We start from the raw sequence: 12,323 nt of genomic DNA, 5'->3' as shown, positions 1-12,323 counted from the left end.
ATTAAACGTTCTTTTCCGGTACAAAGAATGATTTGATCCATCCCAAAAATGTATTGCCTTCAAGGAATTCTTTCTCTGCCGATTCAAGGGCATGCGTCATTTTCTCGGTATCTGAAAACCTGTCTTTCCGTGTAATGATGGGTTTAGACGGGTCAAGTTGTTTAATAATTTTAACAGGATTTCCGGCTGCAATCACATTGGCGGGAATATCTGAAGTGACCACAGACCCTGCACCGATAATACTGTTTTTTCCAATGGTCACCCCTTTACAGATGATCGCACTGTCTCCAACCCATACGTTTTCTTCAAGAATCACATGGCTGACCTCTTTAGATGGCATGGACCTGTCATAAATGCCATGCCAGTCTGAATCGGTAATATAGACATGACTTGCCAGCATGCAGGAGTCTGCAATGGATATGCTGCTGGCAGCGCTGATCCTGACGCCGGGGGAGATCAAAACATGATCACCGATCGTGATTCCGTTGATATTTTTTTTATCCGACCAGACCGTCAACCGGGTCTTTTTATCAGAACATCCCAAAAGGGTAATATTGTCCCCGATACTGACAGGCCCACCAAATATTTCAATGTGCCAGGGTTTGACTATGAACGGATATTTTCCAAGGGATTTCAACTGAGGAGAAAGCTTATGGCGAATATAGAGGTGCTGGAGCCTGTACCAGGCTTTTTTAATATAATAGGGTCGATAATCTTTTATCAATTGACAAGATCCGTATAAACAAATCCATCCCATAACCTGTGGCAAAAAAGGCCAGATGCAGGCGTTAACGCGTATACTGCATCTGCTGCCATAAGAACCACCGCATTGGTCCAGGAAATCTTTTCTTCCGGCCATATCACCATATCAGGATAGGTGTACCCACACCAGAATGTTTTATCATCATACATTCTGTTCTGAATCCAGGAGAAGACTATTGCGGCTTTTTCCATATGTCCCATACCATACAGGGCAAGCACGAGCTCCGATGTTTCAGCAATGGTCACCCAGGGTTGATCAGATACACACCTTGCCCCCTGTCCTTCTATGACATATTTATTCCAGTATTTTTCAATTCTGTGTTCTGCTCTTTCTCCTGTCAGTGCCCCGCTTAATATGGGGTAAAACCAGTACATGGAAAACCTGGATTTGCTGACATTATAATTATGGATATTTTCCCGGATAGATTTGCCAAGTTTGTCAAAGGACCTCTCCCATGAAATTTTGCGCTTTCCAAGGATGCCTGCAATCGCCAAAGCACATTTCAAGCTCATGAAAATGGAACTTGAGCCTGCCAGAAGAGACATGGGATCAACCTTGCCGGCAGGGCTTTTGGCCCAATAGATCTCCCCGCCTTTTATCTGCAGGCTGATGGCATAATCGACTCCTTTTTCCATTGTCAGCCACATCTTTTCAAGAAGCAGTGTATCTTTATTCATCAACCAGGTATGAAAAAGCCCTACTGAGATATAGGCTGCCATATGGGTTTCACAGGTTCGGTCCCCGGGTTTCCCGTTGATATAGGAAGAGTACCAGGAACCATCGGGGTTTTGCATATTTTTGAGCCACTCAAATGCGCGATATGACGCATCAAAACTTTTTCCAATATTCAATCCCATAATCGTTTCAATAAGATCCCAGGGATCTGTTTTTCCATCCAAATGCCAGGGGATGTCTCCGGATTCCCTTTGAAGGGATAAAATAAAACTGGTAACTGAGTCGATGTTCAGGGTATCAGAAGATTTAATCCTGGGGTCTTTTAGCACCATCAAATGTCTCCGATCAACAAATATCCTTAAAAATTACAGCTTCATATTATCAGGCACATCAATTTATTACAAGGAACATGAGCATTTATTCATGAATGAGTATTCATATTATTTTATTTTTATTAAATGATCTATCGAGGTACTCAACTTTGAAAAGCCAATATATCTAACAGTTTGAAATTGAATGAAAATTTTTCGGATAAACCCATCTGTTTTTTTGAATAATTTTTCTTGACATTTCCGATGATTATCTGTTAATCAAAAATGAATGCTCATTCATAATTTTGATAACAACCCTTGAACTAGGAGAAAATCATGATAAGAAAAGTCAGGAAGGCCGCAATTATCGGGTCCGGAATTATGGGAGGCGGTATTGCTGCCCTTCTTGCCGGCGCCGGTGTAAAGGTGCAGCTATTGGATATTGTTCCATTTGATTTAAAAGATGAAGAAAAAAATGACCCAACTGCCCGTAACCGGATAGTAAAAGCAGGATTGGATGCGGCACTGACCTCGGCCCCATCTTTGTTTTTCAACAAAAAAGATGCCGGGCTTATTTCCATTGGAAACCTTGATGATGATATTGAAAAAATTTCTGAATGCGACTGGATCATTGAAGTGGTTGTTGAAAACCTTGGGATCAAAAGAGATCTTTTCACAAAAGTCGAAAAATATAGAAAGCCCGGTTCCATTGTTACCACAAACACATCCGGTATTCCTCTGCAGGATATTTGTGAAGGCTTTTCCAAAGAATTCAAAGAACATTTTATGGGGACCCACTTTTTTAACCCGGTTCGCTATATGCACCTTCTTGAGCTGATCCCCGGTTCAGATACCCTTCCTGAGATTCTTGAATTCATTGCCGCATTTGGTGAGAAAAATCTGGGCAAAGGTATTGTCTGGGCAAAAGATACCCCCAACTTTGTGGGCAACCGGATCGGTATCCAGGGTATTGGGGCCATTATGAAAGCCATGGTTGAAGAGGGAATGACTATCCCTGAAGTGGATGCCATCTTCGGCCCGGCGCTTGGCCGTCCTAGAACCGCCATCTTTAAAACAGTTGACCTAGTGGGTCTGGATACCGTCATCCATGTCTGCAAAAACTCCTATGAACTGTGTCCGGATGATGAGCAGAGAGAAGCTTTGATCCTTCCTGAATTTATTGGGAAAATGGCAGATAAAAATCTTCTGGGTAACAAGACCCAGGCAGGTTTTTATAAAACCGAGCTGACCCCGAAATGGAAAAAACTCAGAAAAGTGCTCAATCCCTCTACCATGGAATATGAAGACCTGGTAAGGCCCAGTTTTCCCTGTATTGATGAAGCAAAGAAAAAAACCACCTTAAAAGAAAAAATAGCCTGTGTTCTCAAAGGGGATGACAAAGGTGCCAAGTTTGCCTGGAAAATGGCTGCCAACAGTTTTTTGTATGCTGCCAACAGGGTTCCTGAAATCGCCGATACCATTATTGAAATCGACAATTCCATGAAGTGGGGGTACAACTTTGAAATGGGACCCTTTGAACTCTGGGATGCCTATGGTGTTAAAGAAGCTGTCGATCGGATAGAAAAAGAAGGCCTTGATGTTCCATCCAATGTAAAAAAGATGCTGGAAAAAGGAAACACCTGCTTTTATAAACTGGAAAACGGAATTAAATACTTTTATGATTTTGCTTCTGCTTCTTACAAAGAAGTTCCTGTCGCTAAAAATATGGTTTCCATTGCAGCGGCTAAAGGCAACAATAAAACCGTTATGGAAAACAACTCCGCCAGCCTCGTGGACATCGGTGATGATGTCTTCTGTATTGAATTTCATACAAAAATGAATGCCATCAATGAAGAGATTGTTGATTCCATAGGTGTTGCCCTTGATTATGTGGATAAAAACGGGGCAGGGCTTGTCATCGGCAATGAAGCCGGTGGCATGCCGGGCGCATTCTCAGCAGGGGCTGATCTTGGCTTTATTTCAAAACTCTGTCATGACAAAAAATATGCTGAAATGGATGCCTTTCTGAAAAAAGCCCAGGATGGCATTCAAAAGACTAAATATTCTGCCTTCCCGGTTGTTGCCGCCCCTTATGGTATGGTGCTTGGCGGCGGGTGTGAAACCTGTCTGGGGGCTGACAGAATCGTTGCCCATTCAGAACTTTATATGGGGCTTGTGGAAATCGGTGTGGGCCTTCTTCCGGCAGGCGGCGGAACCATGAACCTGTGGAAAAAATATATCAATGCTCTTCCGGCCAAAACAGCAAAAGATACAGATCTGGCTAAATTCTTTGTCCCCGCCTTTATGAAAATCGGAATGGCGGCTGTTTCCATGTCTGCTGCCCAGGCAGTGGGTAATGGGTTCCTGGGTCAGGCGGACAGGATCGTATTTAACCGTGACAACCTTATTGGTGAAGCCAAAAAAGAAGTCCTTAAAATGGTTGATGACGGATATGTACCGCCTGCCAGACAAGGCCTTATTGTTATGGGAGATGCGGGCCAGGGTATGGTGAATGCGGAAATTTTCAACATGCTCAATGGCAAGTTCATGAGTGATTATGATGCATTCCTTGCCAAACGAATTGCCTATGTGATGAGTGGAGGGGAAGTAAAAGTGGGAAGCAGCGTTGATGAAGACACCATCCTGAAACTTGAAAGAGAAGCATTTATTGACTTTAGCAAAGAAGAAAAAACCATTGCAAGAATCGATCACATGCTTACAACAGGCAGACCACTTAGAAACTAAAGGAGGACCTAAATCATGCAAGATGCATATATTGTACAATCGGTCAGAACCCCTGGCTGCAAACAAAAAAGAGGGCTGTTCAACCAGACACGGCCTGAAGAATTGATAACCTTTATCATGAAATCAGCCGTTGCAAAAACTAAAAACCTTGAATTTGACCATTTCGATGATGTCATGGTCGGCTGCTCCTTTCCTGAAGCCGAACAAGGTCTCAACATAGGCAGGGTTGCATCCCAAATGGCCGGATTTCCCGAAAAAGTATCCGGTGCAACCGTTAACAGGTTCTGTGCATCCGGTCTTGAGGCCATTGCCCTTGCAACTGCAAGAGTCCAGATGGGGTGGTCAGACGTGACCATGGGGGCGGGTGTTGAATCCATGACCTTTGTTCCCATGGGCGGAAACCTTCCCCGGCCTCATCCTGAATATTCCAGTATCCACCCGGAAAACTATATTTCCATGGGAATTACGGCAGAAAATGTTGCCTCCCGATACACTGTATCCCGGGAAGACCAGGATAAGTTTGCTGCAAATTCCCAGGCAAAAGCCGCCAGAGCAAGGGACAACGGCCTGTTTACGGAAATCGTGCCCACACCTGCCTCTAACTACGTCAAACAGCCGGATGGAACATATAAAAAAGAAACCTTCATTGTTGAACACGATGACGGTATCAGGGTATCTACAGCTGAAGGGCTTGGAAAACTTCGGACAGTTTTTTCTGCCACTGGCAGCGTTACAGCAGGAAACTCCTCCCAGACAACAGACGGGGCAGCTGCAACCATTATCGCATCAAAAGAAAAATGTGATGAGTTAGGGCTTGAACCCATTGCAAAACTTGTTTCCTACACAACGATAGGCTGCAAGTCCGATGAAATGGGCGTGGGGCCCCTCTATGCCATTCCAAAAGTTCTTAAACAGGCAGGACTTACTATTGATGATATTGATATTTATGAAATCAATGAAGCCTTTGCTTCCCAGGCCATATACTGTATCAGGGAGCTGGGTCTTGAAAAGTACATGGACAGAATCAATATCCACGGGGGCGCAATCGCATTGGGTCATCCTCTGGGATGTACCGGTGCAAAACTGACAGCCACCTGTCTTGCCAACCTCAAGGAAGTGAAGGGGAAATACGGTATTGTTTCCATGTGCATTGGCGGCGGCATGGGCGCTGCAGCCATATTCGAAAGACTATAATTTACACCCTCCTTGTTCTAAACAAAAGGGGTTGTTTCCTATCTAATTGCGGAAACAGCCCCTTTTAAAGGCACATTAGTCCAGATCCAACTTTGCTTTACACTGATTGCAGTTTACAACACCCCGGAAAACTTTATTGCCGCATTCAGGACAAATATAGCGGGCTTCTTCATCTTGAATCCATTTTTCAGTACCAACTTCTCGTCTATAGGGAACAGCCCGCAAAATAACCTTTTTTCCAATAGCCATGGGAAAATTTTCAATGTGCTGGCAGGGAAATTCATCGCATTGATGACATCCGGTATATCCTTTCTCTCTTGTACAGTCCCTGATTTCACACTGATTGCAATGCATAAACAAATCATCTGATAAGCAGCCTTTGCATCGAATATCTTCTGCTGAAATATTTTCACTGTTAGGAAGTGTGCCTTTGCCGGGAACTTCCCCCCTGTAAAGCCGGGCCAAGCCCTCCTTAAATTTTTGATTATTATCACGATGTGCCATGTAAACGGCACAGACACCGCAGTAAAGCCCACAAGGTGAAATAAAATCCGGATTAATTTTCATATTCCTCCAAGCTGGTGTTTGCCATTTTATACAGCTTGATGAGACATTTCCTGATATGAAAATTCCCACAGTCCTGCATTGGTTTTTGCATGTTCAATTGTCATGTTCACGATATTGCCTTTTTCATCGATGTCTATATAGATATTTTCACTGATCTCTTTTGTTTCATAGACATTCTTATCCGTAAATTCCATATGCGCTGTGTCTGTATCAGAAAAATATTTTACTTTCATACCTTAATCCTCCTTAAATGACCGATCAAAAAAAGCGATTGCTCATTTCTTTCGATATTAGAGCAATCCCCTGGAAAGTCAACCCAAATTACGTCCTGCTCTAAAGCTCAAGTTGATGGGTCAGGTCTGCGCGGTTTTGCAGCCAGGCCCAGTGATATGGCTTTTACCGCCGGATATGGGCATGATGTTTATCTGTGTTCCGATTCTTTCTTTCAAGGCGGGAACATGAGAGATAACACCAATCAGTTTGCCTTTCTGATGCAGGCCGGAAAGTGCTTCCAGAGAGGTTTCCAAAGCATCCTCGTCTAAAGTGCCGAATCCCTCATCAAGAAAAAGTGAATCCACACGGACATTGCGGCTGGCCATATTGGACAGTCCCAGGGCAAGAGACAGGCTGACGATAAAACTTTCGCCACCTGAAAGGTTTTTTGTGGATCGAATTTCCCCTGCCTGGTAATCATCCACGATGTTCAATTCCAAAGGTTGCTTTTCATCACGGATAAGCAGATAACGATCCGACATTTTTTCAAGCTGTTTATTTGCGTGGGATACCATTAATTCAAATGTGATCCCCTGGGCAAAATTTCTATATTTTTTCCCGTCCGCAGACCCGATCAATGAATGCAGTGCATCCCATCTTGATAGTTCTGTTTTCTGGGCATTTATTAATTGTATTTTCTGTTGAAGCTTAACCTTTGCACTTGTGTTGTCTGAAAGTTTCTGTTTTATGGCGCCGACTTGTTCGCCAAGGGTCTTCAGGCTTTCCCGGATTTTCGCCTGATCCTTTTTCAGGATATCAAGGGATACATCCGTTATCTTTCTGGCTGTTTCCTGATCAAGCCTGGTTTCCCGGTCTTTTTTCCGGGTGGCAATGTCAGTCTGTTTTTCATCTAATGCCCTGGCTCTCTGGTTTAACTTTCTTCTTTCATCAAAAGAGAGCCGAAATGAAATAAATATCGGCTCATCTTTAAACCCGGCTTTTTTGCAGATAATTTTAAAAGAGGACTCAAGGTTATCCAGCTCAGGCTTTCTTCCGGCTGTGTTTTCCCTTAAAGCGGCGATGCGTGTTTTTAACTCATTTAATTGCTGTTTTATCTTATCCCGGCTCTTTCTTGCGGCTTTTTCAGATTTTTCTGCTTTTAAAACCCGGTCTTCCATCCGGGATTCTTCTGTATCCGGATTTTTCCGGCCATACAGCTCTTTACGGTTGTTTTCCAGGTTTTCAAGATCTTTTTGATGGACTTTAAGAAGCGTCTGATTTTCCCTGAGAGATTCGTCAAGGGTTGTTAAAATCGCATCATGACTTTTTGTCTTTGCTGTCAGTTCGCTTAGATTCTTTTCGATTTCAGCCTTCTTTTTTTGATGATCCTGCCAGTTTTTCTGCCGGGCGCCAAGCCATTCTGAAACAGAATCAAGACCGGCATCCGGGATCTCTTTTATGGCGAATGGTTCCAGGTTTGAAATAACTTTATCTTTCAATTCAACAGATTTTTGGGATGCTGCCTGCAGGTCTTTTTCAGAGCGCAGAACATTTGCCCGGGATTCATTTTTCCTATGCAACGCCTGAACCAGTTGTTTTTCAGCTTCAGCCAGTGCTAACCCGGCTGTCTTTTCTTTGGATTCGTGTTCTTTCAGGTCATTTTCAAGCTGCTCTGCTTTTCGAATCAGGCTGGACAGTTTGTTGATTTTTTCTTGGATCTCATCTGTTTGGGGAACATTGCCTTGAGCAAAGGGATGGTTCAAAGATCCGCATAATGGGCATGATTTGCCATCCTCCAATTTTTCCCGTTCCTCTTCAAGACTTGCAATCTTTCCCAGGTACGCCATTTCACGCAAAAGACCGTCACGTTCAGTCCGATAGTCCGGCAGCATGCGGTCGCCTAACAGTTTTGCAATGGCCCTGCCTGTCTGCAACACCACTTTTTTGCCGGTCTCATGCGTTTCTTCGCGTTTATAGCATACCTCCATTTGTCTCTTGTGATGGGCAGTATTTGTTGCAAACTGTTTTCTTAACTCCGCAGCCTGGCTGTCTATTGCCAGAATATGGGTCATTGATCTCTGCAGATTCTTAATCTGCTCATTGATCCCTGTCAGTTCTGTAACAAGCGCGGCATCACGGGCATTGGCTGACAGATAGTCTTCTACCCCGGAAAGTTCTTTATCTGCCGCCTTTTGACTGGATTCTGCCTTTTGCCGTTGCTCTGTTTTTTTAGAAGCCCGGGTTTCAATCTTCCGGCAATCTGAACCGGCGGTTTTTAAAAGAGACCTCTTCTGTGAAATCTGAAGATCAAGCGCTCTGACCTTTTGAATTTTTGCAAATTCGCTTTTCTGTTCTTCTTTAACGTTAGCCAGAGCTTCCTGGGCTTTATTGAAATCTGTTTCTTTTAACCCCAGTTTTTTTTCCTGGTCAGGAAGTAAATCCTGTGAATCTGCCAAAGCCGTAAGGTCAAGCTGCTGCTGCTGCCTTTTCGACACCAGGGTTGCATAGTCACTGTCCAGTTCTGTCGCCTTTTTTGCCTTTTGTAATTTTACCCTGTCAACCTCAAACGCCTTTAAGTCATTTGACAGGCCCTCTGATTCCTTATTAATTTCAGACAGCTCGGCTTTCAATGTATCAATTCCTGTCAGCCACAGAATGAATTTTCCCAATTCATCATTTTTTTGACTTTGTTCCTTTTCAATCTTCTGCTTTCCGATAAGTTCCTGATCGAATGCAGCTTCATCTTCATCACTTAAAATGGCTATCCCGGCAGTTTGGGCCTGAAGCAATTCAAGCTTACTATGTTCTTCCCGCTGACGCTCATGAACCCGCTTTGAAATGTCACTGTAAATTGTGGTGCCGGTAATCTGTTCAAGAATGGGTGCTCTTTCATCCGGCGTGGCTGCAAGAAATGCTGCAAACCCTCCCTGGGCCAGGAGCATGGAACGGGTAAACCGGTCAAAATCCATACCGGTTTCCTGTTCAATCCTGACGGCAACATCCCGTTTCTTTGACTCCAGGATCTGGCCGGTGACCGCATCTGATATCTCATGTTTTGATTCGCCCAGTTTACCGTCAGCCTTTTGATAGGCTCTGCGCTGGCTCCAGTGAGACCGGAACTTTCCTGTCCGGGTTTCAAAAATCACTTCAGCAAAACATTCCCCGGTTTGCCGGGACATGATCTCGTTGCTGCTTTTGGTAATGGTTTTTAATCGCGGTGTTTTGCCGTAAAGGGCAAGACAGATGGCATCGAGAATGGTTGACTTTCCCGCACCGGTAGGGCCTGTAATGACAAAGATACCGTCAAAAACATACTCGGGGGTCGTAAAATCAATACCCCACTCCCCGTATAGCGAATTGAGATTTTTAAATCTAAGCTCAAGGATTCTCATGATCAACCTCTTTATTCCGCATTTGTATCTTCTTCATGAAGGGATGTGACGATCTCCTGATGGGCCTGAATCAGCGCCGGGCGTTCATCCAGTGCCACTTCACAGGTATCCAGCAAACGGTTAAAGACATCGGTTACATCCAGATCATCAAGCAACTCCTCTTTACAGGTTTGACTGATGATCTTTTCAATAACCCGCTTATTTTTTATTCGTCGAATCTCCATACCCGTATCTGCAACCGCCTCTTCGACAATCTCTCTTAAATTCCCGGCAATCTTATCCCCTGTATACTCAATCTCCAGCCATGCATGACTTCCTTTGGATTTCAGTTCATCTATTCTTTGGATAATTTCATCCATTCCGCCGGATATTCTTTCCAACGCCTGGAAACAGGGAACCGCATGAAGTGTGATGTCTAAAGAGGAGGTTGGATTCCCAAAACTTTTAAAATCAATACTTACAACACTTTTCTCCTGTTTTGCTTCTCCATACCCCATGGGAATGGGTGAGCCTGCGTATCGGATATGTTCTGTTTTCCCAACTATTTGCGGAACGTGCAGATGCCCCAATGCCAGATAATCTATACAGTCCGGAAAAATATCTTTGCCGACATGGGCCAGAGAGCCGACGTAAAGTTCTCTTACGCCATCACCGTCGATGGTTTTTCCGCCGGCTGTAAAAAGGTGCCCCATTCCAATGATAGGGATATCCCCATGTTTTTTCTGTTCTTCCCGGGCAGCCTGACAGACATCAGCGTAATGGCGTTGCACACCTTTAATGAGATTGGCATTCTTGTCTTCTATGCTTTCACCAGCCTTTACAACCCGGATATCCCGGTCCCGCAGATACGGAACCGCACACACGACAGCTTCCGGAACATCAGAAGGCCCGGAAAGAAGGATAACCTCATCTTCCGGTTTCTCTGTAATCGACCCCACAACATGGACATTCAAAGCCCGCAGCAGTTCTTTGGGTGCATTTAAAAAAGAAGGGGAATCATGGTTGCCCGCAATGATCACCACATGGCGGCAGCCCGATGCAGAGACATTGCAGAGGAAGCGGTAATAAAGTTCCTGCGCCCGGTTACTGGGGGTGCTGGTGTCAAAAATATCACCGCTGACCAGCAGGGCATCGACAGATTCTTTTTTTATCAATTCTGCCAGCCAGTTGAGAAATGCTGAAAATTCATCGTATCGTTTCCGGCCATATAGTGAACGGCCAATATGCCAGTCCGCGGTGTGAAGAATTTTCATAAAGCCGCTACCTCTTCAATTTTTTTGGGGATTCACATCACTTTTAGCCGGTATTTCATATTCGAAAAAATATATGCCATCATTTGATATCTTGTCAAGCACCCATGAAAATAGCGACTGTTTCAGGATCAATAAATTTGATCATCTTTAATATTTTTTTGTTTTAAACATTGTTTTCAAGACTTTTGGACACAGATTATGCTAAGCATTATGTGATAAAATTGATGATTATTAGAAACAAGAGGAACAATGAGTACTATTACAAAAAATAAAAACCATATCACCGATGTTCCAACGGAATGCCATTCCTGTATAAAAACCCAGGCATACTCGGCAGCACATTTTGCAGGCCTTTCCAAAGAGCAGACCAGACGGGTCCTTAATGTGGCCAGTGCAAGTCTGGAGGAATCAAAAACAACGCCTCTTTTAGCCCAGCACATTATTCGTCGTGTGGCAGACTCGATTATTAAAGAATGCGGTGAATCTCTTGATTTTGATATTTATGCGGGGGTAAAAGACAAATCAAATGTCTTGTCTTTGTCCTATGCAGAAAAATTTCAAAAAAAAATAGACGATAGCGCGGCACCCCTGAAAGCAGGTCTTCAGATTGCAGCGGCAGGGAATATCATTGATTTCGGCGCTAAGCAGCACGGTTCTCTCAACCTGGACAGGGAACTTCAGTCTCTTGATAAAATTCCCTTTGCCCGGTATGATATTGAACCGTTTACACAAGCGCTGAATGGGGCTGCAACACTTCTCTACATCTGTGATAATAGTGGAGAAATTGTTTTTGATATGCTGTTTATTAAAGAAATACAACGAGAATATCCGAATCTTCAAATAACAGCAGCAGTCCGCGGAAAGCCTATCATTAATGATGCTACCCTAGAGGATGCCAAAGCAGTAGGGCTTGATCGTCTTGTTTCAACCATCTCCAGCGGCAGTGTCTATCCGGGAACAATTCTTCTTGAAACAACCAAAGCATTTCAAAAATTGTTTACTTCAGCAGATGTGATACTTTCCAAGGGTCAGGGAAATTTTGAAACATTATTGCCGTCTGCGGATAAAAGGCTTTTCTTTTTATTAAGAATAAAATGTGGATATATGGCAGCCTTGTCCAAGGTGGAAAAAGGTAATTTAGTGCTGATGCAAGGACACAAAAATAACAAATCCGTATGACAATTGCAAAAGCCATAACTGTGAAACAAAA

9 protein-coding genes are annotated in these 12,323 nt (G+C 43.7%); 3 read left to right on the top strand and 6 right to left on the bottom strand.

Annotated features, from left to right (window positions below; translation table 11 throughout):
- Position 1 precedes the first annotated feature (1 nt).
- Complete coding sequence (locus tag HGJ91_RS16015; protein WP_291348849.1) at positions 2 to 724, bottom strand: DapH/DapD/GlmU-related protein; 723 nt, start codon at positions 722 to 724, stop codon at positions 2 to 4.
- A complete protein-coding gene (locus HGJ91_RS16010) occupies positions 721 to 1,770 on the bottom strand; it encodes a phenyltransferase domain-containing protein (RefSeq protein WP_291348848.1) in 1,050 nt (349 codons plus the stop codon). Before HGJ91_RS16010 ends, HGJ91_RS16015 begins: the two co-directional genes overlap by 4 nt.
- 315 nt (positions 1,771 to 2,085) lie before the next feature.
- Between HGJ91_RS16010 and HGJ91_RS16005 the strand changes: the two genes are divergently transcribed.
- On the top strand, positions 2,086 to 4,494 hold the full coding sequence (locus HGJ91_RS16005) for a 3-hydroxyacyl-CoA dehydrogenase/enoyl-CoA hydratase family protein (RefSeq protein ID WP_291348847.1): 2,409 nt from the start codon (positions 2,086 to 2,088) through the stop codon (positions 4,492 to 4,494).
- A gap of 15 nt (positions 4,495 to 4,509) precedes the next feature.
- Entirely contained in the window at positions 4,510 to 5,688 is a 1,179-nt protein-coding gene (locus tag HGJ91_RS16000; protein WP_291348846.1) for a thiolase family protein, read from the top strand.
- Positions 5,689 to 5,763: 75 nt separating this feature from the next.
- Here the strand turns inward: HGJ91_RS16000 and HGJ91_RS15995 are convergent, their stop codons facing one another.
- The 4 genes from HGJ91_RS15995 to HGJ91_RS15980 all read right to left on the bottom strand — a co-directional run bounded on the left by HGJ91_RS15995 (position 5,764) and on the right by HGJ91_RS15980 (position 11,113).
- Positions 5,764 to 6,255 (bottom strand): DUF3795 domain-containing protein, encoded by a 492-nt coding sequence (locus HGJ91_RS15995; protein WP_291348845.1) that lies wholly within the window; start codon positions 6,253 to 6,255, stop codon positions 5,764 to 5,766.
- A 26-nt stretch (positions 6,256 to 6,281) separates the two neighbouring features.
- Positions 6,282 to 6,488: a DUF2283 domain-containing protein gene (locus HGJ91_RS15990; RefSeq protein WP_291348844.1), complete on the bottom strand. Its 207-nt coding sequence runs from the start codon at positions 6,486 to 6,488 to the stop codon at positions 6,282 to 6,284.
- 120 nt (positions 6,489 to 6,608) lie between these two features.
- The gene (locus tag HGJ91_RS15985; protein WP_291348843.1) at positions 6,609 to 9,860 is read right to left on the bottom strand and encodes an AAA family ATPase; all 3,252 of its coding nucleotides are present in this window, start codon (positions 9,858 to 9,860) and stop codon (positions 6,609 to 6,611) included.
- Positions 9,861 to 9,871: 11 nt separating this feature from the next.
- Positions 9,872 to 11,113, bottom strand: a complete 1,242-nt coding sequence (locus tag HGJ91_RS15980) for an exonuclease SbcCD subunit D C-terminal domain-containing protein (protein ID WP_291348842.1) — start codon at positions 11,111 to 11,113, stop codon at positions 9,872 to 9,874.
- Between the two features lie 249 nt (positions 11,114 to 11,362).
- Between HGJ91_RS15980 and HGJ91_RS15975 the strand changes: the two genes are divergently transcribed.
- On the top strand, positions 11,363 to 12,292 hold the full coding sequence (locus tag HGJ91_RS15975) for an ARMT1-like domain-containing protein (RefSeq protein WP_291348841.1): 930 nt from the start codon (positions 11,363 to 11,365) through the stop codon (positions 12,290 to 12,292).
- The last annotated feature ends 31 nt before the right edge of the window (positions 12,293 to 12,323 follow it).

Origin of the sequence: Desulfobacula sp. (genome assembly GCF_014237455.1) — a bacterium.
Classification (GTDB): domain Bacteria; phylum Desulfobacterota; class Desulfobacteria; order Desulfobacterales; family Desulfobacteraceae; genus Desulfobacula.
Note: the sequence above shows the minus strand (reverse complement) of the source record. Positions and strands in the feature narration are given on the sequence as shown.